The following is a 26,436-nucleotide window of genomic DNA, read 5'->3' on the forward strand; positions in this document are numbered from 1 at the left end:
TGCGGGTTCGGACATACCCTCTTGCATCATTGAGGCCAGCAATCGAGAGATTACTGGCCTCAGTTTATACTTGATTAATCAACTTCCAATCAGATTATTTACTTGAACGTCCAAAGATTCTCAAGAGATATAAGAAAAGATTCAAGAAGTCCAAGTAGAGGGAAAGAGCTCCGAGTATACTGACTTTCGTAAATTCTTCCTCATCCATGGAACTTCCGTACTGGTTGTTCATCTGGATGATCTTGCGGGTATCATAGGCAGTAAGGCCAAGGAACACGGCCACTCCTATGAAACTGATGATATAGTCCATTCCCGCTGAGCGAAAAAACATGTTTATTACAGAGGCAATGATAAGCCCCCAAAGACCCATTCGCAAATAATACCCAAGTCCGGACAAATCCCGTTTGGTAGTCATTGCATATACGCTCATACCGGCAAACATCAAGGCAGTAGTCAGGAACGTCTTATAAATGACAACTCCCGTATATACAACGAATATGGTACTGAGCAGTACTCCTGTCAGGGCAGAATAAGCCAAAAAGGCAGCTATGGCGCTGGTCTGGCTCATCTTATCCAAACGGGCACTTAAATAAAACACAAGGGCAAATTCACCAACTATCAGAAGGATGAACCCCATCGTGTTTCCGATGAGAACTTTCATCAAGGAAGGATTGCTTGCAATAAAAAACGCTACAAGGCCTGTCAATCCAAGGCCTGCAGTCATCCAAAGATACACATTCTTGATGATACTGCGTTCACGTGCATACACATTACCAAGCGTTGAAGTTTTCTTTTCAGCCATAATAGTCTCCCGTACTTCGTTTAAATATAATGTCTCTATTTTTTTATGAATAGTCAATCGGTATCAAATCCTTTGATTCAACCAATCTCGTTTTCCATTCTAATGCCTTTCTGACAGAGACTCAATGCCATCCGCCTCAAGCGTATTGATAAATAGGAAAGGTCAGTAAAGCTAGGCAAGTCGGGTCCTCGATGGTATAGTGAATTTCATGAAACGGTATATAGTTCTCGTAATTCTGATAGTGTTGCTGGTAGGGTGTAAAAGCACGTCGACAAAGCCGGAGGACAAGACACAAAAGTTACGTTCGGCTTTACTTACCGCGGTAACCGAGGCAAGTCAGGCTGTTCCCGCAACCCTTCATGAAGCCTTGACCAACAAGGATTTATTGCCACCCTCTTCACAAATACTACTTGAGCAAAACCAAATTCCGGGAATGGAGAAATACCTTGCACTCTGGCACCAACAAGTACTTCTTGCATTCAGGAAAACTACCATCCAAGTACCTGATCTTCTCAAGCCCTATATTGATCGTTTGCAAATCGATGATCCGGTATCTGTATTGCATTCCTCTGATACCAGTATCTCCAAATTACTGAATCAGCAATTTGGCATTGAAATCAGCCAGGCGGTACAGGAACTTCTCGCCAAAGAACTGGAAGAAAGCCAAAATACCTATGCGATCATGTATGATCGATATGGAATTTGGTCACAAGGCATCACACTTCTGGGCAAGGCTCCCCTTCCCCAGATAGCCAAGGACCCAACCTCTCAGTTGACCACCATATTCGTTGCTACCTATGTCAAGCAACTCTCCCAAGAAGAATCAAATATACGGACGACCCCTACCTTGCAAGGAACGGGCTCACTGTATGAAACCTTTCAACAGGAATTGATAAAATGAACCTATTTGAATCTGCGGCGGAACAGGAAGCCGAAAAGAACCAACCCTTGGCTTTTCGCATGCGCCCACGTTCCCTTGATGAATACATCGGACAAGAACAAATCATAGGGAAAGGACGTTTGCTTAGAAGGGCAATCCAAGCTGACCAACTTTCCTCGGTAATTTTCTATGGCCCCCCGGGAACCGGCAAGACAACCCTTGCACGGGTCATAGCAAACACAACCAAGAGGCACTTCAGCACTCTCAACGCGGTTTTGTCGGGAGTCAAGGAACTGCGCTATGAAATTGATGAAGCAAAAAGCAGATTGGAGCATTTCAGTCAAAGAACCATTCTTTTTGTAGATGAAGTTCATCGTTGGAATAAAAGTCAACAGGATGCCCTGCTTCCTTGGGTTGAGAATGGTACCATAATCCTTATCGGCGCAACCACGGAAAACCCCTATTTTGAAGTCAATGCAGCCTTGGTCAGCCGTTCCCGGATTTTTCAGCTGAAAGGTCTGACTGACAAGGATCTCCAAGCTATTGTAAAACAGACCCTTGAAGACAAGGAACGGGGCTATGGACTGTATACAGTCACCTTTGAGGAAGGTGCAGAAAACCATCTGGTAGAAGTAGCGAACGGGGACGCACGAAGTCTGCTCAATGCCTTGCAATTGGCAGTGGAAACCTCCGTTGAGGTATTTCCCCCTCCTGCGGGAACAGCAATTTATATCAGCAAGGAAGCAGCTGAAGAAAGCATACAACAAAAAGCCGTTCTCTATGACAAAGAGGGAGACTATCACTTTGATGTCATCAGTGCCTTTATCAAGAGCCTCAGAGGCAGCGATCCTGATGCCTCACTGTATTGGCTGGCCAAGATGGTTTCCGCCGGAGAAGATCCCAAGTTCATCTTCCGCCGTATGCTTATCAGTGCCTGTGAAGATGTGGGACTGGCGGATCCCAATGCAATTGTTGTCGTCGAAGCCGATGCCCAGGCGTTTGAACGGATAGGCTTTCCAGAGGGAAGGTTTCACCTCACCCATGCGGCACTCTATCTTGCAACTGCCCCAAAGAGCAATTCTGCCATGGGTTTCTTTGATGCCTTGAAGGGAGTGGAAGCAGAAGCCCGTGCAGAAGTACCCAATCATCTGAGAGACGGAAACAGGGATGCAAAGGGGTTCGGACATGGGGAAGGCTATCTGTATCCCCATGCCTACCAAGACCATTGGGTTGCCCAGCAATACCTGCCTACTTCCTTGCAGGGAAAGGTATTCTATCAACCGGGAAAGCTTGGCTATGAAAGACAGATTCATGACAAAGTCCTTGAAAGAAGAGAGGAACAATTGGAAAGCATCTCCTCTGATGCCTTCGTTGAAAATCTTACGTATTCCCCTGGTGACAAGGAACGTCAACGCTGGTTGAGCAGGACAACCAGCGAACGCGGTCAGATGCTGCAAAAAATTCGAAACGAACTCTTCAAAAATCTAGTCTTCAAACGAAATGACCGTGTGTTGGTTCTGAATGCAGGGCATGGACTGTTCCTCTGGGAAGCTTTCAGACATACTCCTGAGGGAGTGGTAATTGCCCAGGTCAGTAAGAATGAACAATTTGAACACATCAACCATTATGCCCAGAATCTCGAATCCCTTGAACAGCCGATAGTCAAGATGACAACTCCCGAGGGAATACTCTTATCCCTTGAAAAAGGTATGCAATTCGAAAAAATTCTTGGCAGGAATCTTCTCTCCCATCTCGACGAGGATAAACTCATTCTTGATAAATTTACCAAGGTACTGGCTCCAGGAGGAGTTCTTGCCTTGGCAGAGACAATACCTTCCCGAGGTTCAAGACTTTCCGATTTTATTCCGGAGACTCTACCCCTTAGGCAATATCTAGTCTTGGCCGAGTCGGTCATCTATGGCAAAGAAGGTACTTCACTTTCAAATTGGGACTCCCCTGACTTGGAAAAAGCCTTCGAACAGGGCGAGTGGACTACAAACTTGCAGTCTTTTGATCTGTTCGAGAATCGATTTGTCACCCAGGAAGATATCAATCGCTGGTTGGGTGTCACCTATAGGAATGTCTGGGAAAGAAAGGAGATACCGGTGTCGGTAGAAGAAGCCATGCAAGTCGTGGGGACTTTGCTTGCCTCGAAAAGCATACGGTGGAAACATCATACCGAAATTATCATTGCTTCGTTTACCGAAAACCAAAAGGTCGATCCAAAACAAGACAGGAAGAAAGGAGTCTCGGCATGGGAAACCATTGAGGCAAAAACACGCTCAATTAAGTGATTGCCTAGCAATAGTTTGCAATTCTTGTTGCAAAAAAGTGAAAAAACAGAAGAGGGGTTGTTGACAAAGAAATAGGTTTAAGGCATAGTATGCAACGTTGAAACGCACTGGTGAAGAGCCACTGCTTCAGCTATCAATGGTGGAAGTAGTTCAATGGTAGAGCACCAGATTGTGGATCTGGCTGTTGCGGGTTCGAGCCCCGTCTTCCACCCTTCTACAGGGTTGAGAAACGCGCTCGTAGCTCAGCTGGATAGAGTACCGGACTTCGAATCCGTAGGTCGAAGGTTCGAATCCTTCCGGGCGCATGTTTGGATTATGGTATTTTAGATTTTGTTTTGTATTGGTTTTTGTTAGTTTAATTATGTCATGGGCCGCTAGCTCAGCTGGTAGAGCAGCAGACTCTTAATCTGCGGGTCAAAGGTTCGATCCCTTTGCGGCTCAAAACATGGCGGATCCTTTAGGGGGCTCGGCATGCACCGCGAGAGTGGTGAAATTGGCAGACACGCCAGACTTAGGATCTGGTACCTTACGGTATAGGGGTTCAAGTCCCCTCTCTCGCATCGTACTTTCCAATCTGACTGATTGCTGATTGGTTTTTTGCGAAAGTAGCTCAGTGGTAGAGCTCCACCTTGCCAAGGTGGATGTCGCGGGTTCAAGTCCCGTCTTTCGCTCTCAAGCGACTCGGAGTTATTCGGGTCGCTTTTTATTTGTTTTTTTTTGGCAACCACTTGCCTAAACGGTAGTTGATGAACGACATTTGTTGTATATTGATAGCATTGCAATTGTTATTATTGTGCAACTGCCACAGTTTTGACTGAAAAGTTGCCTAGGATATACAGGTCCACAATGGGCCGAAAGGATGAGGATAGCATGATCGCTGACAAAAGTATCAAAGAACTGGAGAATTCCTCCGTCGCGCTGACGGTCACAGTGACCGCTGACACCATTGAAGAGGGCTATAAAGCCACACTGGCAAAGTATGCCAAGGAAGTCCAGCTCAAGGGGTTTCGAAAAGGAAAGGTACCTCTTTCCGTACTGGAAGGAAAATTTGGCACCTCCATCCGTGAGGAAAGCACCTTCAATAGCATTGAAGAAGCTCTCAAGGAAGCTCTCGAGACCGTTGAAGAGAAGTATAAGCCCCTTTCCTATAGCACTCCTGAACTTCAGGACGAGGAAACACTCATGCCTTTCAAGGCAAACAGTGATATTACGTTTACCGTTAATTATGACGTGATGCCCACTTTTGAATTGCCCACCTACACTGGCTTGACAGTATCGGTACCCAAGGTTTCTATATCTGATGAAGATGTAACCAAGGAAATCGACAAGCTTCGTGACCAGAATGCAATGGTAATTGACAAGGCAGGAGTAGCTGAGGAAGGAGATATAGTTACCCTTGACTATGTCGAACTCGATAGTGAAAACAATGAAGTCGCTGGTTCCGAGCGCAAGGATTTCGTATTTACCATTGGAAGCGGATACAACTTCTATCAAATTGACAAAGACATTATTGGCATGAAAACCGGTGATGAAAAGACCTTCGAAAAAACCTATGCAGACGATTCAACCGTTGAAGGCTACGCAGGAAAGACCATCACCTTGAAAGTTAGTGTAAAAGCTGTCAAGACTCGTGAAGTTCCTGCCCTTGACGATGAATTTGCACAGGATGTCAAGGAAGAGTACAAGAATGTTGCGGATCTCGTGAATGCCACAAAGGAAAAGCTCGAGACTTCCCTGAAGGCAAAACTTGAGGAAATTAAGCTCAATACGCTTTCCGATGAACTTTTGGCCAAAGTTTCCATTGCAGTTCCTAAAAGCATGATTGACCTTGAGGTTGAACAAAGCTGGAAGAGATATGTAAAACAAACAGGCCTGAGCGAAGACCAGATCGTCAAGTTCCTTGACTATCAGCACAAGACCAAGGAAGAACTTACCGAACCTTGGAGAGCTTCTGCCGAAAAGTCCCTACGCATTCAATTGATCATGGAACAGATCAAGGAAAAGGAAGACTTTGCCCTTGATGAAGCAGAACTGAACAAGACTTGTGACGAGCAACTGAAAGAAATAACTGATGAAGAACAAAAGAAATATTATCGCTCAATGATCGAGGATGATATGAAGTTCCAGAAAATCAGTCCATTCCTTCAGGAAAACAATACATTTGTTGATGGGGATGTTGTTACATACAATGACTTCATGGACGAGAGCTATGGCGCCTAATCTTCTTTCCAGAGATTGACGTAGTATTTTAGAAAGGGCGGTTCCGTCAGGTTCCGCCTTTTCAATCCCAAGAACGACAGGGGGCCTTTGAGATGAATTTTGACCACGAAAAGATGCAATCATCTATACCGATGGTAGTCGAGCAATCCGGTGTCGGGGAACGCGCCTATGATATATTCAGCAGATTGTTGAAAGATAGGATCATTTTCCTTGATGGGGAAATCAACGATGCAACGGCCGATTTGGTCGTCGCCCAGTTGTTGTTCCTTGAAGCCGAAGACCCAAAGAAAGATATCAGTCTATATATCAACAGCCCAGGCGGTAGTGTTACAGCTGGCTTGGCCATCTATGATACCATCCAATATCTCAGAAGTGATGTCCAGACTATTTGCATGGGACAGGCTGCAAGTATGGCAGCAGTCTTGCTTGCTGGTGGCAAGGAAGGCAAACGCTATATTCTTCCCTCTGCCCGCGTCATGATCCATCAGCCTTGGGGCGGTGTAGAAGGACAAGCAACCGATATCAGCATCCATGCCAAGGAAATAGGAAGAATCAAGAAGCTCACCATTGATATTTTTGTCGAGCATACCCATAAAAGTGTAGAACAGATTTCCAAGGATGTCGAACGCGATTTCTTCCTCAACGCCGATGATGCAGTTTCCTACGGTATCGTCGATAGCGTAATGAGAAGGAGCAAATAATGGCAAGAAATTCAAAAGTCTGTTCCTTTTGCGGAAAAAGCCAGGATGAGGTCAAGCGTTTGATCAATGGACCTGGCGTGGCAATCTGTGACGAGTGCATAAAAGTTTGCAATGATATGTTGGTAAGTGATCCAGGAATGCAGGATGAGGTAGTTGGTTTACCTGAAACCATACCGACTCCACAAGAACTCAAGGATTACATGGATGAATATGTCATTGGACAGGAAGATGCAAAACGAGTCTTGGCCGTTGCAGTCTACAACCATTACAAACGAGTCAAATTCCAGAAGCAGATTTCCGATCAGGGAGTCGAGCTTGATAAATCCAACATTCTCATGGTAGGTCCTACCGGTACAGGTAAAACCCTTCTTGCAAGTACCCTGGCAAAAAAATTGCAGGTTCCGTTTGCAATTGCGGATGCCACTACCCTCACGGAAGCAGGATACGTTGGTGAGGATGTCGAGAATATCTTGCTTAAGCTTATCCAGAATGCCAATGACAATATCAAGGCAGCTGAGTATGGTATTATTTTTATTGATGAAATCGATAAAATTGCCAAGAAAGGGGAAAACCCTTCCATTACCAGGGATGTCAGCGGTGAAGGTGTTCAACAAGCTTTGCTCAAGATTATTGAGGGAACTGATGCCTCCGTCCCCCCTCAGGGAGGAAGGAAGCATCCAAACCAGGAAATGCTGAAGATCAACACGAAAAACATTCTGTTCATCTGTGGTGGTGCCTTTGTCGGATTGGATAAAGTAATCGAGAAACGAGTTTCTTCCCATGCAATGGGTTTTGGAGCTTCAATTGTCAGTTCCTCCGATAAGGATCTCCATACCCTTTATAGCGAGATAATGCCGGATGACCTAGTCAAATTTGGCTTGATTCCTGAATTCATCGGACGTTTACCTATTCACGTTGCTTTGGATAATCTTTCCCAAAAGGACCTGACAAGGATCATAAGCGAGCCAAAGAATTCGATTATCCGTCAATATGCAGCTTCTTTCAAACTTGATGATATCGATCTCGTTTTCAAGGCAGAAGCCATCGAGGCAGTAGCCAAGAAAGCCTATGAACAGAAAACCGGAGCAAGAGGTCTTCGTTCCATAGTCGAAAAAATCATGATGGAAATCATGTATGAAATTCCTTCCCTTACAGGCGTCAAGCAAGTGATTGTGGATCGTGACTGTGTGGAAAAAGGAACAGAACCGGAAATTATCCGTGGAGCCTAATATGTTTACCTATCCCCCTATCAGTGATGAAATTATTAATCTCATTACCTATTCAAAAGAATTTATCGTCGTCGGGCATGTAAGCCCCGATGGCGACTGTCTCTCTAGTGAGATTGCGATGAAGAGTTTACTTTTGAAATTGGGGAAAACGGTACACATGGCCAATGCAGGGCCTTTTGACCGGTCCGAAATCATTTCCCTCCGGTCAGACTTTCTGCCTCATATCGATGCGGAACTTGCTGCAAAAAAACCTGTGGTCATAGTTGTGGACTGTTCCTCTTCCGATCGCATTGGTACGATTGCCGATGAGATCAAGGGATTGAAAACCATAATCTTTGACCACCATAGCAGCGGTGAACAGTTTGGTGATTATCGATACATAGTACCGAATTCAGTTTCCACTACCATGATTATCATGAAACTGTATGAAGCTATGGGCGTTGAAATCAGCAAGGATATCGCAGAACACCTCTTTTTTGGATTTGCCACAGATACAGGTTTTTTCCGTTTCCTCAATGCTCATAGAGGAGAAACACTCAGGATGGTCGCCGATTTGGTTGACCTCGGAGTATCTCCCAATATGATGAATGACAAGATGAACGGGAGCAAAAGCTTTGGGTATGTGAAGTATTTGGGAAAGCTCATTGACCGCAGCGAAAGCCATTTTTCAGGAAAACTCATGACAAGTTGCAGTTACCTTTGTGATAGCAAGGAATACATCACCACGGACAAACCAAGTGATGCATTATATTCCATGCTACTTTCCGTAAAGGGAGTCCAGGTAGTACTCTTTTTCAAGGAAATCTCGGAGAGTGTCACCGAGGTAGGTTTCAGGGCAAGTCATCCCAGCAAAGTCGATGTGGGAGCCCTTGCCGAAAGTTTTGGTGGAGGCGGTCATAAAAAAGCTGCTGGGGCAACTATTGCAAAAAACATCGAAGCTGTAAAAAAAGATTTGCTTGAAGCTGTAAAAAATCTACTCTAAGAAATAGTTGGCATATACATTGCATGGTTTTGTGTAGATCACACAAAAGGAGCTCACCATGCAATGTCCCTATTTTTCCGATATCCAAAGCAAGAAATTAACATCGGATGTCCTCAATTTTCAAAAAAATCGTTCAAATGACCAGCTTCATGCTGCAGTTCATCTCGCAACCCAACGATTGTTGTATACCCTTCCCATTTATTTCAGGATACTTCAGGAAGAGGATTGTTGTGAATTCTTATTCTATTGCTATGATACAATAGATCATTACATCGATTCCTACCGTGAAGGAAACCTGTCCTACCTAGGATATATTTCCCAGGTCGTCCGTAAACGAAGCAGGTATTTTGTTACATTGCGTCGTACCAAGAAGATGAAGGAACAGGTTATCCTAGAAAGCGAACAAGCAGAAACTCAATATGAACAAGAGTCCTATGCCAGTGAAACTTTTGAGCAACAAGGAATCTATGGCAAACCAATATTTACCAAGATAAATCTTGTTCCTGAAGAATCCATGCCAGAGCTTTTCCACTTACTCATCGACAACAGGGAAAAACCAGGAGAAAACCAGATCATCTTCAATCCTTCTCAAAAAATATTGAAGGAAAAACTGAAAAACAAGGTAAACAGAAAACGATTCATCATCATGCTGGCAATCTCACCCCATTTGATGAATCAACATCTACTCATTGAACTTGCCGCGATCCTTGACGTGGATGTGAAACTCTTGGATGAATATCTATCAACTGCTACAAAAATTCTCGATTCCAAAAAACAGACGCGGGAAATCATGGAGCAAACTTCCCGGCGTCATTTCAGGCGCTTGATGGAAATACAGGGAGCACTCCAGACTGCAACAGAAGTCGCTGAGCGAGAAAAGCTACTCCGTTTACAAGCCTGGACGGAACGGGCTTTCAATACAAAAATTCAAAAGATCAGGGAAATGGAATTTCATCTCAGTCATTCCCAGATCAGCACCCTTCTCAAGATTCCCAAGGGAACCGTGGCTTCTTCTGTCCATTATGTGAAATTCATGTTGCAGGAATGTCTAGACGAATAGTAGTTCAAGAAGTATCTTCTAACCATGAATATTATACTTGCAACAACAAATAACCATAAACGGAAAGAATTTTCAAGGATTCTCAAGGATCATACCCTATTTCTTCCTTCGGACTTCGCCCTGCCTTTCGACTTTGAAGAGACTGCAGAAACCTTTACCGAGAATTCCCTGGGAAAGGCAAGGGCCCTTGCACAAATAGTCCCCAAAGGGTACGCCGTACTTGCCGACGATTCAGGCTTGTGCGTTGATGCCCTCAAGGGACAGCCTGGAGTACGAACCGCCAGATATGGTATGGAAGTCTTTGGACATCTTTTAGAAGAGCATGAACGAAACGAATACTTGTTGAAAAACATGAAGGATTTTACCCAAATTGAAGATCGTTCGGCCTCTTTTGTCTGTGCCCTTTCCCTCATCGTGAAATCTCATCGAGTCTTCACCATATGCGAATCGGTGGAAGGTCATATAACCTTCGAACAATATGGCAAGGGCGGTTTTGGATACGACCCGGTTTTTTTTGTCACCGAGGCAGGCAAGACCATGGCTGAACTCACTGGACCGGAAAAAGATCTATATAGCCATCGTGGGCGGGCAACCCGGCACCTCATTACCTTGTTAGGAGAATTATAATGAATATCCAGAAACGTTCTGAAACAGCAACCAAGGATACCTGGGATCTTTCGGCTCTCTTTGCTTCACCCAAGGAATGGGAAGAGAGTTTGGAAACACTCAAGCAAAGAATTGAGGAAGCTCCTTTGTTCAAGGGCAAACTCGTGGAGGGCAAGGAATCCTTGCTTGAAACCCTTCAATGGTATACACAAACAGGAATATTGGCTGAAGCCCTTGCAAACTGGGCCTTCCTCAACTACAGTGCGGATGCATCGGATAACACGAATGTCCAACGCCATTCCTTGATAAGCCAGGAACTCGCGCGTCTTGGTGCCAACATGGCTTTCTTCGATCCTGAGTTACTTTCGATTGAGGATGCAGTTATACAGAAGTACCTTGTTGATCCTGATTTCAGTGAGTACAAGGTATTCCTTGAAAAATCCAGACGCTTCAAACAATATATATTAAGTGAGAAGGAAGAACGTTTGATGGCCTTGGAAAGCGAAGTGGGAGCCACGGCAAGAACTACATTCCAGGAACTTACCAACGTGGATTTTGATTTTGGTACGATAGAAACCAAGGAAGGCAAAAAACCTCTTACCCAAAGTACCTTTGGTTCTTTCATGATGAATGAGGACAGGGAACTTCGCAAGCAGGTATATCTTCAATTCTATGCCAACTATGAAAAGCATCAACAGACAATTGCCCGATTGTATGAAGGCCAAGTCAAACAGGATATTTTCCGTTGCCGTGCAAGAGGCTATGACTCCTGCAGACAAATGGCCTTGTTCCCTGACAATGTCCCCCAGGAAGTCTATGACAATCTGGTTTCTTGCATACATGAGGCTTTGCCTTCCTTGCATCGGTATTATGATTTGAGAGCAAAACTGATGGGGTTGGAAAAACTTGCCCACTATGATGTGTATGTTCCCTTGGTTTCGGGCATCCAGACCAATACCTCGTATGAGGAAGCTGTGAAAACCGTCTGCAAGGCTCTCTCTCCCCTTGGCGAGGAATATGTCTCGATCATTGAGAAAGGCCTCACTACGGAACGCTGGGTTGACCGTTATGAGAACAAGGGAAAGCGGAGCGGCGCCTTCTCCAGTGGCTGTTATTCCGGGAAACCCTATATTCTGCTCAACTACAAGGAAGATGTCCTGAGAGATCTCTTTACCATTGCCCATGAGGGTGGACACTCGATGCATAGCTACTATAGCGTCAAGAACAATCCTTATTTCCAATACGATTATACCATCTTTGAAGCAGAGGTAGCCTCAACCTTCAATGAACAGCTTGTGGCAAAATATCTACTTGATACAGCCAAGGATACAAAGACCAAGGCCTTTATCTTGAGCAAGCAACTGGACGATATTGTCGCTACGCTCTTCAGGCAAACGATGTTTGCAGAATTCGAGGCAACCACGCACAGACTATCGGAGGCAGGTACCCCGTTGACAGTTGAAACCTTGCGAGATGAGTACGGGAAACTGCTTACCAGCTACTTTGGGCCAAATGTTGAATTTGAAAAGCAGAGTGACCTGGAGGGTTTGAGAATCCCACATTTCTACTCTTCGTTCTATGTCTATAAATATGCAACGGGAATCAGTGCAGCCATTGCCTTAAGCCAGAAGGTACTCAAGGGTGGGGATGCGGAACGCGAAGATTACCTATCTTTCCTCAAGAGCGGTGGCAGTACCTACCCTATCGATTCATTGAGGAAAGCTGGTGTTGATATGGCTGAGGCAGCCCCGATACGTTCGGCACTCGACTATTTTTCCACATTGCTCGATGAGTTTGCCAATTTGGTGTAAAGTTTCTCTTTCTTAAAAAAGAGCACTTGACTCACTGCCGTTCATTGTTGTATTGTTGCCAAGGTCAGCCCGAAAGGCTGGTGTAACGAACCTCATATTTGCGGTAGTGGTGGAATTTGGTAGACACGCTAGCTTGAGGTGCTAGTGGGAGAAATCTTGTGCTGGTTCAAGTCCAGTCTACCGCATAATTAACCCTTGTCAGGTAAAAGCCTAACAAGGGTTTTTTCATGCCTTTTTCCAAAGGTCCCAAGTTGGTGGAGCAACCTACATCACTGTATGGAAACAAGCCATTTTGGGTATACAGCCAATAGATTATATTACTGAAGACAAAAAAATACTCTTGCTACAGTATAGAATAGCAAGAGCTTACCTATTTGGCCTATGATTTTATTTCTAGGAGACTGCCAGTTGCTTCTGGTCCAGGTATTTGGAAAAGAGAGAAGCAATCAACAGATGACCCTGATAATTGGGATGAATGCCATCTTCACAGAGCAAGGAGGCGCAATCACGCCTTTGCAAGAAAGCACTTCTGATATCTATGAGAGTTGTACCTGTTTCATAGGCAATGGCATTGATCTTCAAGGAATAGAGCTCCTGATAACGCTCTATCGTTTGGATATCTCCCTTGAGCCATGACAACACAGCAGCCTTATCAATACCTTTTCTGCAAACGTGATTGAAATATCGCCCTGCATCAATAGGAGGCAAGGTCATGAGAATAGGAACAACCCGCTGTTTTCTCAACGAAGAAATCATCATCTCCAAAGTTTTTGCATAGAGCTCCAACGGAGTATTCGGCATATATTCATCCTCAGGATTCTGCGCTATCGCTGCCCAATTGAAATCACAGTCATTTCCACCATATTCCAAGACGGCGACATCACAATCCAAACCTTTGGTAATGGCCCTTTGAAGCATTACCTCCCCTTTTTCCACAGTACAGCCGAATAAGGAATTATTATGTATTTTTAGACCATAGGTCTCGACCACTTGATCCATAGGAGGATTTTCCATCGATACATACTTGTCATTCTCAGTATCATAAACAACACCTTTCAAGATCGAATCTCCAAATATCCGTATCTTTTTTATGTCAGTTCTCATATCATTTCCTTTTACGTAATTAGGTATCCTATGAGCAGACCTTGCATGATCTGTCATGCTTTCCAAGTAATCTATTTGTATGATAAAAAGAATCTTCACTCATCACAATGAAACATATTGACCAATAGTCACTTAAAAATAGGCGAAAATACACTAGTAGAGAATGACTAAGGTCCAATAACCTCAAGTATCGTATAGAAAAACACGGGAACAATGGTTGACGGGGCCTTTCTCCAAGATTAACCTTGAACATAGGAGTATAATCTTTTATGAGAGAGAAAAAAATCCTTTATAAGGCTTTATCGGTGCTTGTAGTCTCACTCTTCATCTCCTTTCCACTCTTCGCTTCTGCAACCTTCAGGCCCTTTGTAGAGACAGAACAAGGCACGATAGTCATACTTTCCCACACCTATCAAAATGGGACAGATGGAACTGATTTTGACTTCAAGAATCAGGGAGGGCAAGAAAATCTGTATCCATTCCAACGCTTTTCAATCGGGGCAACCATCGGGAAACGACATCGAGTTTGGCTTACCTACCAACCACTTGAATTGATCACCAATGTCAAATTCCAAGAGGATGTCATAGTAGGAGAAGAAACCTTCAAGGCTGGGGATACCATGGAACTGACCTATAGCTTCCCCTTCTATCGCCTGACCTATACCTATGATTTATTGGGCAACCAGGACAACGCAATTTTGGGAGTCGGTCTTGCATTACAGATTCGTAATGCCTCGATCAAATTCAATGCACTGACTACCACTACAGGAACTCCTGCTCTCTTTGTATCGCAAAATGTCGGGCTTGTTCCTGCCTTGGCCCTTTACGGTGAATATCGGTTCCCCTTCGGATTAACCCTCAGCGCAGATATTGCCGGATCCTATGCCAGTTCAAAGTTTTTCAATGGAGCGGATTTTGATTTCACGGGATCTATCCTTGATGCCTCACTACGTGCGGGATATCAAATGCAAGAAGGATGGGAAATCTTTGGAACTGCACGTTTCTTTGGAGGCACCGCCGAGGGTACCAGCTCCTTTTCCAATTCTTCCTGGACAGTCAGCAACGAACCATATACCAAAAACAATATTGCAGCACTTACATTTTCAGTAGGTGCCGGGTGGTCCCAATAAACGTGAAAAGTTACAAGCAGACCGAAATATCCCCACCCTCTTATTTCTGAAGCATAAGAATTGAGCTTTTCACTTACTATGAATCAATTTTCCATCGTGCTACTATATGTTATATTTACATAGATAGGGAGTGGACACACGATTACTGTTTTACAAATTATTAAAATCGATGTTTTCGCCATTCTCCCCTTGTTCTTTACCATTCTCATGGCAAAGAGACATGTACGTCTAAATCTGAGCAATTCAATTTACATAATTGTTTCCTCATTGACTCTTGCCATAATCCTACTCGATATCAGCTCAGTTTTCGTCTTGCAAGGTTCTGGAAGAATATGGGTTGCCGTTAACAAGACAATCAATGCCTTGGGATTTGCTTTGTCCCCTGCAGTTCCATTTTTAATTTATTTTTATATCATGCCGCAAAAAATTGTCAGTAAAAAGAATCTTGCATTGGCAATCCCTCTCCTACTCAATCTTCTGATCAGTCTTCTCAGTTGTTCGACTGAATGGCTTTTCTCCGTAACCGATCAAAACATCTATAGCAGGGGCCCACTTTCTTTTTTATATGTTTTTATATGCTTATTCTATTTCGCAATCGATATCTATGTGGCAGCCAGGAACCATATCCAATTCAAAGGTGAAAATCCCTTCTTTTTCATACTCTTATATAGTTTGCCAATCCTTGGAATTGTCATGCAATATTATTTCAAGGATGTATTGGTTATCTGGGGTTGCGTGTCCTTGATGCTATTGATGTACTATGTTTATTCCCTGGAAATACAAAATGGCCTTGATACTCTTACCAAGATCAAAAACAGGGAATCCTTCGAACAGGAGATGCATTACCTTCTTGGGCCAGAAAAAAAGGATTCCACAATCTTTGTTTTTGATTTGAACAACCTGAAAAATAATAATGACACTCTAGGACATCCTCTTGGTGATGCGATGCTGATAACCGTTGCAAGAATTCTTGATTCCTGTTTCAAGGATATCGGAAATGTTTACCGTATCGGAGGCGATGAGTTTTGCGTTATCTGTAAAGCTATGAACAATCTACAAGCGCAAAATAGGCTGAGCCTCTTGCAAGATACGCTTACCTTGGAAAACAAGAAGGATCATCCCTATTCCCTTATGCTTGCGCATGGATTTGCAACGAGCAAGAAGAGCTCTGGGTTTGGTATAGAAGAGACCTTTTCCAAGGCTGATGACCTGATGTATGCATATAAAGCCAAGACAAAAGCCCTTCTCTCAACCAACCAAATCAATGAAATCACTTGATGAGAGCAACTTTATTGCGTATTCTTGCAACCATCACACATTGGAGGCAAGATATGAAACGTAAAATTACACTGCTTACTGTTATTCTTTTCTTCTCGTTCTTATTGACAAGTTGCATGACTGCAAACAAACCTCTTTCAAAAGGAATCGTTGATATCAATTTATTGGTTCCAAACGGCGACCATGACATCCCTGTCGTGGTGACCATGCCCATAGGGGAAGGCGATGTTCCGGCTGTTATCATGATGCATGGCACAGGAAGCAACAAGGATGAAGCTGGTAATGCCTACCTCATGCTTGCCCCCATGATGGCAAAAGCAGGGATTGCCGCTGTTCGCTTCGATTTCCCGGGTAGCGGAACAAGTACTGCAAGCTATGAGCTCTATTCAAATTCAGAAGCAGCAAGTGACGCTGAAGCTGTTGCTGCCTTTGTCGCGGGAATGGCCGGAATTGACAAAAATCGTCTTGGTGTCATGGGCTGGAGCCAAGGTGGTACTGATGCCTTGATCACTGCAGGTTCAAGTAACACTTTTTCCAGTGTATTGACCTGGGCAGGCGCTTTGAACCTTGGTGAAATGGCAACAGCGGAAATGCGCGCTGAAGCTGATAAACAAGGATATACCATGATGACTTTTGATTGGCGTGATTCATTGAAACTCAGCAAGAAATGGATTGATGAAGCCGATAACATGGATGTGTTATCGTACGCTGCAAAGATTAAGGCTCCGCTAGCTTCCATTCATGGGACAGTAGACACAACAGTACCCTTCTCTGATAGCGAAAAAGTCCAGGCTGTAGCACAAAACCCGAAAAGCAAACTCATTCCAATTGAAGGAGCAGACCACCTCTATGGTGTTTTTTCAGGTGACCTGACAGTATTTGAAACACTGGCTAAGCAGACCATCGATTGGTTCAAGAGTACTTTATAATTCAAGACCTGAAAGATTCGGGTATTCCTTGGCCAAAGGAATACCCTTTTTTTCAAGGAATTTCGTACCCTTGCCCTGATAAACGTACGTGTTACTGTGTTTATCATGTACTGCTTTCAATTGCATCAACTGGTGCAATTGTGCAGATGACCCTTTCCAGGTTTCCTTTATCATCTATCTCGGAAATCAATGACAATTTCGACAATACCGATAGCGATTGCTTATATACCAACCTCACAACAATATTTTCACTCTTGTTTTGGTGCGGTTGAAACTCCTTGAAAAAATCTTGCATTTTCTTATCATCTGGCGAACTTACCCAACCCTTTTCATAGCGGCCTTCCCTGAAAGCAGCAAAGAATGAGCGATTACTTATCGCAAAGAAATTTGTTCCAGGAGACTTGAATTCTTTTGCAGTGAGCCCATCCCATTCAAAAACAAACAAATCCTGATGTTCCACGATTTTCCAATAACGAGCTTCTTCCCTATGTTTCTTTTCCAATTCGAGGATAGCCAAAAGATATGTTTTTATAAAAGAAGGATTTGCATCCATGGAAATACAACAGATAAACATATCCTTGCCAATTTCCATGCTTTCTCTGATCATAGTACGAGTAATATTGCGATATATACCAAGATTATCAAGAAGCCTAAAAGTAATAATGTCAAAATCACCTGGTTGAGAAAGCTTTCGAAAATAGGAACGATTGCTGCAATTGTCCATCAAGAACAAATCATCTGGATGCACATATTCCTTTTTCAGCTTCTCAATCAAGCGAGTCACGGAACCTGCCGATTCAAATGAAAAGCTGGTATTGAATGAATTGCCAGAAATGATCCTGAAACTATCGTTTTCCAGATCAAAGAAAAATATGGTAGTTGCTATCGCTTTCAAAAATACCTGGTACTGTGCAAAAAACTGTCCTGAATAGAAAGAATTAGAAGAAACAGGGCAAGGCAAGATTTCTTTCTTGGGAACCTCCAGTAACTTCTTGAATGAAGACAAGGACATGGGCTTTGCATAGAAATATCCCTGTATTTGATTGCAACTGATGGATTTGAAGAATTCAGCTTGCAACTCATTTTCCACTCCCTCAACAATGACCTCTACGTCAATGCTGTGCGCCAGAACCACTAAATTCTGTAAGGTAGTTTCCATCTTACGAGAATCACCAACTTGTTGGCTAAAATTCTTATCGATTTTCAGGATATCAATAGGAGCATTGGTAAGAATTTCCAGCGACGAATATCCTGATCCATAATCATCCAGCAATAGGGAGAAACCATTTTGGTTGAGCAATTCCAACGTCGCCGTCAACTGCCCATGATTATCCATGTAGGCAGTTTCAGTTATCTCAAAACCGATGAGAGAATGAGGAATCCTTGATTGCTCTACAATGGAAAGAATCTTAGCTGTGAGATTGCTGTCATAGAAATCAAGTTGTGACAAATTTACGGAAATGGGCAAGGGAGTTATCCCTTCATCTATCAATGAACGCTGGAAAATACAAACGGCATCAAGGATGTAGAGATCCAATTCAAGGATCCTATTGCTTTTTTCAAGCAATGGTATAAAGGAATCAGGGAATACCATACCCTTATCAGGATGATTCCATCGAGCCAGAGCTTCAGCGGAGACAAAGGCTTGTTTATTACTGTCAAAGACCGGTTGCAAGAAGAAAACGATCTGATGGGTTTCCATTGCATGAGGTATCTGTTCGAACAATGTCCGCTCTTGTGAATCCACTTCATTTTGTGGAAGACTATCAGTAGCTAGGACAGGATATTCTAACTCAAGTACAGTATAAAGATGTCCAATTTCAACGCAAAAAGCTTTTTTTATTTCAGTCTGATAGGAAATTGGAGCCAAGGAAACCTTGAGTTGTAGCATCATATTCTTTGTGGGCTCAATCTGTAGCAAGTGAAAAGAGACCTTGCTATATACGTCAATATTCTCTTCAAGTATCGCTTCAAAAAAAATTCTGAACTGTTTTTCAAGTATTGAAAGAAAATTGGGAAGCTGGTCCTTCAACTCTTTCAAAGAAGCAACCTTGAAACATGAGAGAAACCCTCTATTGGCAAGTACTGCATGCAGGGAATGTTCTGTATATTCAAAAACCCCATAAAAAGAATCAGAAGAAAAATCCTGCACCTTATCCTCCAAGGAGGACAAGTATTTATCATACCGTTTCATTGCACAGGGGCTTTTCGTATAAACTCCTGGCCCTGTGGTAGAAAGAGAGTCTTCCCTGAAAAGAGATTCTCGACAAACAGGGGAGATTATAGTCTCCAAAGGAACTGAATCATTCTTATTTTCCAGATAGGCAAAAAGAAAAGATATTCCACGTAAAGATAAACCATCAAGGAGAATTACCTTGAAAGGTTTTCTTGGATTGTTTTTCAATACATTGGCTGCTTCAGAAGGACTGTAAGTGATAACAACTCCGAATTTCGAAGAAAATTCTTTGACAAAGATTTTCTCTTCTGAATTCGGATTATCAACTACGAGAAGAACAGCCGGTGCAACGGCCTCTCGAGTCATTTTGGGTAACCCCTTTTCAATAGACTTGGAAATAGTTTCTATTAGCCTTACAATCTTTTTCCCTAAGAGGTAAGGCTATATTGATTTATAACATACTATACATCGACAGCCAATAAATAATTCAAAATTATTTGCTTTTTTCAGTAAAATTAGTGATACACTACTAAAATGAATGAGACTTCAGCAGAAAATAAAGAAAAAATTGAAGCGTTCGTGGCTTACATTGAATCTCTGGAAACCAACGAAGAACGGAATGCTGTAATTGATGAAATCAATGATCAGCTTAAAAAAAAAGAAACAAAGACAATTGCACGTTATCCAGTACAGACAGGGACAACACTGATACTTGAAAGCGATGGTCCCCACTGCCCCCATTGTGGTTCATCCCATGTAGTTTCCAATGGATCTGTCAAAGGCAAGCGACGGTATGTCTGCAAGGATTGCAACAGGAGTTTCGGTAAGACGACAGGAACACTTTCCTATGCCAACAAATCGGGGAACGATACCTGGATAGCCTTTCTAGAGGGAATGCTCAAGGGAAACACACTTGAACAACTGGCTCTCAAATGTTCAATAAGTCTAGGAACTGCCCATATTTGGAGACATAAATTATTCCGCCAATTAATGAATTCTCAGGAAGGAACTTCCTTGAAAGGAATTGTTCAGGAAGATGAATACTATGTTACTGCAAGTTTCAAAGGAAATAAAGGAGCAACAAAAAACCTCAATTCAAACCGTGAATCAAAGCAAACAGAACCTGACTATGCAATATATGACTTTCCAGGACATCCCAGACGCAGAGGAAGGGCTTCTGAATTGAAGGAATTTGGAGCTGAAGGGATATGTGTTGCAACGGCCATAGACCAGGATCAGACAGTAATTGGAAAACCAGCTGCGAGAGGTAAACTCAAGGCAAATGCCATGACTGGTTTTTTCGATGGCAAGCTATCAGAGGGAATAATCTTGGTGACTGACAAGAAGAAAGGTGGCAAAATATTTGCAGAGCAAAACCAAATTGCCCATGTAATCCTAGATCAAAACAAAGAGACATCCTATGGAACAACCTACAATAGACAGCAGATCAAGAGCATCCATTTGCAGATCAATAAACTTTGTCACTCACGAAGAAGCTTTGCCACGAAATACTGTGAGGGCTATGTGACTTGGATTGCCTGGAACACCATAATGAAAGACAAACCCATACAAGAAAAAGTGGATATTCTAAACAACTTGGTGACAGTGGGAAAATCGACACCTTCCAGAGCCGATATATCAAACACACCCTTCCCCACTGAACTGAGGCAAAAGCAATAAGTTTTCATGGATAATCACTACTATCCATGAAAACAGCACTTTTCAATGCAATGTTCACAAGGTTATCTGTCCTTGCGTGATTGATTTAAAATCATATATATGCTATACTGCTTTTATATAGTTATGCAGATCGTCGTAGAAGGTTTTTTAAATACCTTTATTCTTTTTTCCTGATAATCAGGAACTATACGACAAGAAAGGACGCTTCCTTTCCAAGTTCAGGGAATTACTTTCCATTGCATACAAGAAATAGGATATGAGTAAAAAAAATACAGAATTGACAATCTTACGGGTGACTACCATCATTTGCCTTGCTTTTGGTATTGTGGGAATTGTCACATCACAAATAGTATATTCCAAATCCATGTTTTTTGATGGAATGTATTCTTTGGTGCAAAGCATATTCATACTCACCTCATCGCTCATCGTTTCCCTTCTGTTTCGAAAGGATGACAAGCACTTTCAATTTGGATATAGCGCTTTTGAGCCCTTTTTCATTGTTCTTCGTTCCGTGGTTCTATTGACCATGAACGCCATGATAGCAATAGGAGCCCTCAAGGCTATCCTGCAAGGAGGTTACTTGATTGAAACTTCCCTGGCATTAAAAGTATCTTTCATTTCCATGATAGTATGCATAGTCGTCTGGCAAGTCCTTGCCCGCTTTTCCAAGAAACTAAATTCTCCTGTCTTGAAAGCAGAATCTCGCTCCTGGCTTATTGATTCTGCCTTAAGTCTGGCATCGGTACTTGCAATATTCGTAATTGGAGTTGCACAGCAAAAGGGCTACACTACCCTCGCTTTATACATCGACCCAGCCATTACGATCTTGTTCGTCCTTGCTTTATCCCCGATGCTAAGCGGACAATTGAGAAACAGCACACGTGAATTACTTGGAGGAGCTCCCCCTGAAATTATTCAGGAGCACCTTAAGAAGATCGTACACAATCATGTAAGGAAAAATGGATTTGACGATGAAGAGGTATTTGCAGTCAAGCAAGGCAGACACCTTTCCCTTACTGTCTATATCTATCTGAAAAAAGAGATACCCTTATTCCAACTCGATGCCATACGTAAGGAAATTCTTTCTGATCTGCAGACATATTGTTCCTGGGTCGAAGCAGATATTATTTTTACCATTGATTCCAGTTGGATTCCTTTTTCCCTTCCCACTGCCATTTCCGGCCTAATTTCTTAGAAATTCAAGAATTTAGTCTTGAAAGATTCTGATGTATGTTATTATCCTATCCGATAAGGCTAGTCGTAAGGAGAAGTTACATGCAGCAAGAAATCGGGGAGTTTTTTGGGGTTTTAATCATTGTGCTCTATGTTTTGACGGTATTGAATTTTCTGGTCAAATGGATCAATAAAAAGTACGGACCTTCAATGAAAACCAACGAGAAAGGCTATGCTCTATACAAGGGCTTTATGCGGTTTATTATCAAAAATCATAAGCTCTTTGGCCTTTTGACCATTATATTCCTATTGACTCACTTTTTCATCCAGTTCAACACCTATGGAATAAGCATAACGGGGCTTGTCGCGGCAGGAATATTGATCCTACAGATACTGCTCGGAATCTACGGAGCAAAAGCAAAAAAGAAAGGCAAAACCTGGTTGATCATCCATCGAAGTATTGCCGTCATCCTTTTCATTACAATACTGATCCATCTCATCTAACTGTTTGACCTATCTCTGTCCCGGACATGTTTCCAGGGACAGAGTTTTTTCTCAAGGAAGGAGAATGACACAAAGAAACCAGTGCCAAGCAAACTCAAAGCCACCATACCTGCATACATATCCAGGTAGTCCATCCTGGCCCAGCTGTCCATGATATACCATCCAAGGCCAGTTGTAGTTGCAAAGGTTTCAGCCAGAAAAAGTACTGCAGTGGCAGTGCCTGTGGAAACCTTCAGGGCTGTGAACAACGAAGGCAATACGGCTGGGACCACTACATGTTTCAACAACTCCAGACGGGAAGCTCCAAGACTGCGCACGGAATCCATATACCGTTCATCCACAGCTTCCGAAGCATCCCTTACTACAAAATATAACTGAAAGAAAACAATCAAACCTATCAAGAATATCTTGGAAAGGTTTCCCAATCCAAGAAACAACATAATTACGGGAAGCAAGGCAACCTTGGGAATCGGATACAGGATATAAGCAAAAGGGGTAAGCAACCTATCGGTCTTTCTATCCCTTCCTGCTGCCAATCCCAATAGAAAGGAGGGAATCGCCGCACTTACCAATGCCAGGGCAATACGCAAGGCAGAAATTCCAAAATGCTTAGGCAAGGAACCTTGAAAAAGGGCCCACAAGGTATGGATTGCTACCTGATGAGGATACGGGAGGAAAGGTTTCCCTGCCAATGCAGATAGGATATACCAGATGACAAGCAAGAACAAACCAGCTTTCTTCACGCCTCCCCTCCATTTTCCAATAATTTTCTAATCCTTATGCAAGTATCAAAATACTCTGGTGATTTTCGATAATCATTCAATTTTCCATGAGAATTATCGATGGATTGCAGAAACGAGGACTTTCCTTTTGCATTTTTTGAAAGAACATGTATGGAATCACTTAAATAAGCAGCCTCTTCAATGCTATGGGTCACCATGATGCAGGTCATGGAATGGTGACGTTGAATCCTCAGGAGTAATTCCTGCATATTCTCCCTGTTCATGGCATCAAGAGCCGAAAAGGGTTCATCCATCAAGAGCAACTTGGGTTCGGTGACCATGGCCCGAGCTATGGCGCACCTTTGTTTTTCACCACCGGATAACTGTTGTGGAAAGGATTCTGCTAGGGAGGAAATCCCTACTTCTTCCATTATTTGAGTGACTCTTTGCTTTGCCTGATCGTTTGGAGTCTTGTTCAGACGCAACCCCAAGGAAATATTATCGTATACCTTTTTCCAGGGAAGCAATCCATAGTCCTGCAAGATAATGGCACGGTCTCCTCCACGGGTTTCCAAATCCGCACCATTGAAAAAAAGTTTCCCTTCCTTGGGCTTCAGCAAACCTGCCAGTAAATACAATAAAGTGGTCTTGCCACAACCAGAATGCCCAATTATCGCATGAACCTTGTCATCCTCGAAAGAATGGTCCAACGAAGAGAAAAGAGAGATTTCCCTGCCCTTTTGGTAATAGGAAAAAGTTACATTCTGGACTTCAACCATCCTAAATCCCCTGCACCACAGAGTCATCTACCAACGATCCATAGGAAGGAATCGTATCCAGGAGTTTCTTCCTCTCCATCCAGGAACTCACTTTCCGTACTTGGCTTTCTGTAGGAACTTGTGGTTTTGTATAGGCCACGAAGGAAAAGGTCTTGGCAACCTGAGGAGGGAATCCGGCAGTCTCAACCAAAAAAGATCTATAATCATCGGGATTTGCATTGAGAAGTTGCCCGGCTTTCCAATAAGCCTTGAAAACCTTGGTTAGAACATCCTTATGATCTTTTACATACTTTGAGGAAAAAATCATTACCCCCGGGGCATCGTCAAGACTGGTACTGTCTCCCAAGGCCAATGCTCCTTTGGAAAGCACCAGAGAATATAACGGTTCAGGAAGACAGGCAGATGAAATCTGACCATTTAGCAAGAGTTCCATCCGAACAGGGATCTTGGGAACGGCCAAAGTCTTGAACTGATCTTCCTCGATACCCGCAGAACCCACCAGTGAATCGGCAATATATTCAATAATGGTATTGCTACTCACTCCTATTTCTTGGTTTCCCAGTTGCTGAAGCGTTGTTACCGTACCTTTAGGTTCTCCTGCCAAACCATAACGTCCATTGGTTTTGGAAAGGATCGAGATATCGAACCCTGCTTGCTCAAGAAATAGTGCTCCCAGGGTATCGCCTACTATTCCATCCACCTGCCCGGCTTGAAAAGCCGCATCACGTTCAATTGGACTCTGAAACTGTACGAGATCCACACCTGCTCCCTCTTGTGTAAAAAGTTGCCTGGAATCGGCAAGCATAAAAGGCAAAGAGTCGACATCAGGCATAATTCCTATTCGGACATTCCTTGTTTCGGTATTCGGTTGAGCAAAAATTTCAGGGCAAATACATAGAAACAACAAGACAACAATCAAGGAAACAGAAATCTTTTTCATTTTGAGCTACTCCATCTTTTTATCTTTTCATCTGATAGGGACAAGGTATCAAGTACCCTGTCGACTGTAGAATCTACAATATCCTCAACAGTCTCGGGATGATTGTAGAAGGTAGGAACTGGAGGGAGAATCATTGCACCGGCATTGCTGAGCAGAAGCATCTGCTGTAAATGGATGGAACTGAGCGGGGTCTCCCTTGCAACAAGGATCAAAGGTCTTCGTTCCTTGAGTGTGACACTTGCCGCCCGTTCAATCAGGTTGGAGGAAAGTCCACAGGCTATTCCTCCGAGCGTGCCCATGGTACAGGGAATGACTACCATGGCATCGATCGAAAACGATCCACTGGAAAGTGAAGAAGCCAGATCTTTATGATCATGAAGCTGGTAGGAAGCAAAAGGAAGTTCATCAAGCCATTGCAGAAAGGTACGGCCAGTTTCCTCGACCATCACCTGTTCACCCCAAGGAGAAATGATTATATGCATCAAAAGATTCTCCTGTTGGCAAAGACGCTTGAGTAAACGCAAGGGATACAAGGCCCCTGTGGCTCCCGTGATGGCAACAATTATTTGTTTCATGGCAGATAGACCTCCAATACTATGAACAAGAAAAACAAGACACTGACTATTTCATTGATATGATAGGCTGCTGTGGTAACATGTTTCAATTTACCGGGAGCTACCAAGCCATTTTCCACAAATAGCAGTAATCCCACGACCATACAGCCTATATAATACCAGAGGCCTGCCTGATAAAAAGTACCCCAGTAGAGTAAAAGCAGAAAGGAAAGGAAATGGGAAAAAGAAGCAAGGAACAAAGCACCCCTGACTCCAAAACGGGCAGGAACCGAGTGCAATCCTTCTGATCTATCGAAATCGATATCCTGTGTGGCATAGATGATATCAAATCCCGCTACCCAAAGAGCAACTGAGGCTGAAAGAACAAAGTAACTGAATTTGAATCCACCATTGAGAGCCAAAAGGGTTCCCATCGGGGCAATTGCAACCGTCGCTCCAAGAAAATAGTGGCAGAGCCAAGTAAAACGCTTGGTATAGGAATAGGCAATAATCATGATAAGGGCAACAGGAAGCAAGACTACGCAAAGTGGATTGAGCATAAAGGTCGAGCCAACGAGCAACAGAAAACATCCAAGGACAAAGATCCAGAGATCCAACCGTTGCAATTTTCCGGAAGGAAGATGCCTATTTTTTGTCCGGGGATTCTTTGCATCGATCTGATGGTCTATGAGTCGATTAAGCCCATTGGCTCCATTGCGAGCCCCAACGATTGCCAAGAAAATCCATACCAGTTTCTGGGTGGGAATTATTCCTTTCGTTTCCATAAGCATTGCCGAAACGGCAAAGGGAAGTGAAAACAATGTGTGCTGAATCATTACCGCCTGGGCAAGTCTCAAGGGTTTTGCAATTTCATTTTTCAAG

At 43.2% G+C, this 26,436-nt stretch carries 23 protein-coding genes and 6 tRNA genes; 21 read left to right on the top strand and 8 right to left on the bottom strand.

Going from position 1 to position 26,436, the window contains the following annotated elements; genetic code table 11:
• Positions 1-94: 94 nt before the first annotated feature.
• Positions 95-802 carry a Bax inhibitor-1/YccA family protein gene (locus ACHZBG_RS00285; RefSeq protein ID WP_320127436.1) on the bottom strand — a complete coding sequence of 236 codons (708 nt, stop codon included), beginning with the start codon at positions 800-802 and terminating at the stop codon, positions 95-97.
• A 208-nt stretch (positions 803-1,010) separates the two neighbouring features.
• On the opposite strand from ACHZBG_RS00285, the gene ACHZBG_RS00290 reads away from it, so the two are divergent.
• The 15 genes from ACHZBG_RS00290 (at position 1,011) to ACHZBG_RS00360 (ending at position 12,770) form a co-directional block, all read left to right on the top strand.
• The gene (locus ACHZBG_RS00290) at positions 1,011-1,703 is read left to right on the top strand and encodes a DUF4197 family protein (protein WP_320127437.1); all 693 of its coding nucleotides are present in this window, start codon (positions 1,011-1,013) and stop codon (positions 1,701-1,703) included.
• The gene (locus ACHZBG_RS00295) at positions 1,700-3,976 is read left to right on the top strand and encodes an AAA family ATPase (protein ID WP_320127438.1); all 2,277 of its coding nucleotides are present in this window, start codon (positions 1,700-1,702) and stop codon (positions 3,974-3,976) included. The genes ACHZBG_RS00290 and ACHZBG_RS00295 overlap by 4 nt, the downstream gene beginning before the upstream one ends.
• A 139-nt stretch (positions 3,977-4,115) precedes the next feature.
• Positions 4,116-4,187, top strand: a tRNA-His gene (locus ACHZBG_RS00300).
• 20 nt (positions 4,188-4,207) lie between these two features.
• Positions 4,208-4,281, top strand: a tRNA-Arg gene (locus tag ACHZBG_RS00305).
• Positions 4,282-4,344: 63 nt separating this feature from the next.
• Positions 4,345-4,417 (top strand) — tRNA-Lys (locus ACHZBG_RS00310).
• 37 nt (positions 4,418-4,454) lie between these two features.
• Positions 4,455-4,536: transfer RNA gene (locus ACHZBG_RS00315), tRNA-Leu, on the top strand.
• A gap of 39 nt (positions 4,537-4,575) precedes the next feature.
• Positions 4,576-4,647: transfer RNA gene (locus tag ACHZBG_RS00320), tRNA-Gly, on the top strand.
• A 175-nt stretch (positions 4,648-4,822) separates the two neighbouring features.
• A complete protein-coding gene (gene tig, locus ACHZBG_RS00325) occupies positions 4,823-6,196 on the top strand; it encodes a trigger factor (RefSeq protein WP_320127439.1) in 1,374 nt (457 codons plus the stop codon).
• Between the two features lie 92 nt (positions 6,197-6,288).
• The gene (gene clpP, locus ACHZBG_RS00330; RefSeq protein ID WP_394699283.1) at positions 6,289-6,897 is read left to right on the top strand and encodes an ATP-dependent Clp endopeptidase proteolytic subunit ClpP; all 609 of its coding nucleotides are present in this window, start codon (positions 6,289-6,291) and stop codon (positions 6,895-6,897) included.
• Positions 6,897-8,126: an ATP-dependent Clp protease ATP-binding subunit ClpX gene (clpX, locus tag ACHZBG_RS00335; protein ID WP_320127440.1), complete on the top strand. Its 1,230-nt coding sequence runs from the start codon at positions 6,897-6,899 to the stop codon at positions 8,124-8,126. Before clpP ends, clpX begins: the two co-directional genes overlap by 1 nt.
• 1 nt (position 8,127) lies before the next feature.
• Entirely contained in the window at positions 8,128-9,108 is a 981-nt protein-coding gene (locus ACHZBG_RS00340; RefSeq protein ID WP_320127441.1) for a DHH family phosphoesterase, read from the top strand.
• A 58-nt stretch (positions 9,109-9,166) separates the two neighbouring features.
• Positions 9,167-10,168, top strand: coding sequence for a hypothetical protein (locus tag ACHZBG_RS00345; RefSeq protein ID WP_320127442.1), 1,002 nt, complete (start codon positions 9,167-9,169; stop codon positions 10,166-10,168).
• Between the two features lie 24 nt (positions 10,169-10,192).
• Positions 10,193-10,795 carry an RdgB/HAM1 family non-canonical purine NTP pyrophosphatase gene (gene rdgB / locus ACHZBG_RS00350; protein WP_320127443.1) on the top strand — a complete coding sequence of 201 codons (603 nt, stop codon included), beginning with the start codon at positions 10,193-10,195 and terminating at the stop codon, positions 10,793-10,795.
• On the top strand, positions 10,795-12,585 hold the full coding sequence (pepF, locus tag ACHZBG_RS00355) for an oligoendopeptidase F (protein ID WP_320127444.1): 1,791 nt from the start codon (positions 10,795-10,797) through the stop codon (positions 12,583-12,585). Before rdgB ends, pepF begins: the two co-directional genes overlap by 1 nt.
• A 100-nt stretch (positions 12,586-12,685) precedes the next feature.
• A tRNA-Leu gene (locus tag ACHZBG_RS00360) sits at positions 12,686-12,770 on the top strand.
• Positions 12,771-12,978: 208 nt separating this feature from the next.
• On the opposite strand, the gene ACHZBG_RS00365 is transcribed toward ACHZBG_RS00360, so the two are convergent.
• Positions 12,979-13,689 carry an SGNH/GDSL hydrolase family protein gene (locus ACHZBG_RS00365; protein ID WP_320127445.1) on the bottom strand — a complete coding sequence of 237 codons (711 nt, stop codon included), beginning with the start codon at positions 13,687-13,689 and terminating at the stop codon, positions 12,979-12,981.
• Positions 13,690-13,958: 269 nt separating this feature from the next.
• Between ACHZBG_RS00365 and ACHZBG_RS00370 the strand changes: the two genes are divergently transcribed.
• The 3 genes from ACHZBG_RS00370 to ACHZBG_RS00380 all read left to right on the top strand — a co-directional run bounded on the left by ACHZBG_RS00370 (position 13,959) and on the right by ACHZBG_RS00380 (position 17,026).
• Entirely contained in the window at positions 13,959-14,819 is an 861-nt protein-coding gene (locus ACHZBG_RS00370) for a hypothetical protein (protein ID WP_320127446.1), read from the top strand.
• Between the two features lie 207 nt (positions 14,820-15,026).
• Positions 15,027-16,097, top strand: a complete 1,071-nt coding sequence (locus ACHZBG_RS00375) for a diguanylate cyclase domain-containing protein (RefSeq protein ID WP_320127447.1) — start codon at positions 15,027-15,029, stop codon at positions 16,095-16,097.
• Positions 16,098-16,150: 53 nt separating this feature from the next.
• Positions 16,151-17,026: an alpha/beta fold hydrolase gene (locus tag ACHZBG_RS00380; RefSeq protein WP_320127448.1), complete on the top strand. Its 876-nt coding sequence runs from the start codon at positions 16,151-16,153 to the stop codon at positions 17,024-17,026.
• Between the two features lie 103 nt (positions 17,027-17,129).
• Here the strand turns inward: ACHZBG_RS00380 and ACHZBG_RS00385 are convergent, their stop codons facing one another.
• A complete protein-coding gene (locus tag ACHZBG_RS00385; RefSeq protein WP_320127449.1) occupies positions 17,130-19,568 on the bottom strand; it encodes an EAL domain-containing protein in 2,439 nt (812 codons plus the stop codon).
• A 168-nt stretch (positions 19,569-19,736) separates the two neighbouring features.
• On the opposite strand from ACHZBG_RS00385, the gene ACHZBG_RS00390 reads away from it, so the two are divergent.
• From ACHZBG_RS00390 to ACHZBG_RS00400, 3 genes are all read left to right on the top strand, one after another.
• The gene (locus tag ACHZBG_RS00390) at positions 19,737-20,882 is read left to right on the top strand and encodes an IS1595 family transposase (RefSeq protein ID WP_320127450.1); all 1,146 of its coding nucleotides are present in this window, start codon (positions 19,737-19,739) and stop codon (positions 20,880-20,882) included.
• A 256-nt stretch (positions 20,883-21,138) separates the two neighbouring features.
• Positions 21,139-22,077 (top strand): cation transporter, encoded by a 939-nt coding sequence (locus ACHZBG_RS00395; protein WP_320127451.1) that lies wholly within the window; start codon positions 21,139-21,141, stop codon positions 22,075-22,077.
• An 80-nt stretch (positions 22,078-22,157) separates the two neighbouring features.
• A complete protein-coding gene (locus tag ACHZBG_RS00400; protein ID WP_320127452.1) occupies positions 22,158-22,559 on the top strand; it encodes a hypothetical protein in 402 nt (133 codons plus the stop codon).
• On the opposite strand, the gene ACHZBG_RS00405 is transcribed toward ACHZBG_RS00400, so the two are convergent.
• From ACHZBG_RS00405 to ACHZBG_RS00425, 5 genes are read right to left on the bottom strand one after another with little or no spacing between them, the layout of a single operon-like run.
• Complete coding sequence (locus tag ACHZBG_RS00405; RefSeq protein WP_320127453.1) at positions 22,556-23,302, bottom strand: ABC transporter permease; 747 nt, start codon at positions 23,300-23,302, stop codon at positions 22,556-22,558. The genes ACHZBG_RS00400 and ACHZBG_RS00405 overlap by 4 nt on opposite strands.
• Complete coding sequence (locus ACHZBG_RS00410) at positions 23,299-24,060, bottom strand: ATP-binding cassette domain-containing protein (RefSeq protein WP_320127454.1); 762 nt, start codon at positions 24,058-24,060, stop codon at positions 23,299-23,301. Before ACHZBG_RS00410 ends, ACHZBG_RS00405 begins: the two co-directional genes overlap by 4 nt.
• A 1-nt stretch (position 24,061) precedes the next feature.
• Positions 24,062-25,000, bottom strand: a complete 939-nt coding sequence (locus ACHZBG_RS00415) for an ABC transporter substrate-binding protein (RefSeq protein ID WP_320127455.1) — start codon at positions 24,998-25,000, stop codon at positions 24,062-24,064.
• On the bottom strand, positions 24,997-25,575 hold the full coding sequence (locus tag ACHZBG_RS00420; RefSeq protein ID WP_320127456.1) for a UbiX family flavin prenyltransferase: 579 nt from the start codon (positions 25,573-25,575) through the stop codon (positions 24,997-24,999). The genes ACHZBG_RS00415 and ACHZBG_RS00420 overlap by 4 nt, the downstream gene beginning before the upstream one ends.
• Positions 25,572-26,435: a 4-hydroxybenzoate octaprenyltransferase gene (locus ACHZBG_RS00425; protein WP_320127457.1), complete on the bottom strand. Its 864-nt coding sequence runs from the start codon at positions 26,433-26,435 to the stop codon at positions 25,572-25,574. The genes ACHZBG_RS00420 and ACHZBG_RS00425 overlap by 4 nt, the downstream gene beginning before the upstream one ends.
• Between the last annotated feature and the right edge of the window lies 1 nt (position 26,436).

Origin of the sequence: uncultured Sphaerochaeta sp., from assembly GCF_963676625.2 — a bacterium.
In the GTDB taxonomy this organism is placed as follows: Bacteria; Spirochaetota; Spirochaetia; order Sphaerochaetales; family Sphaerochaetaceae; genus Sphaerochaeta.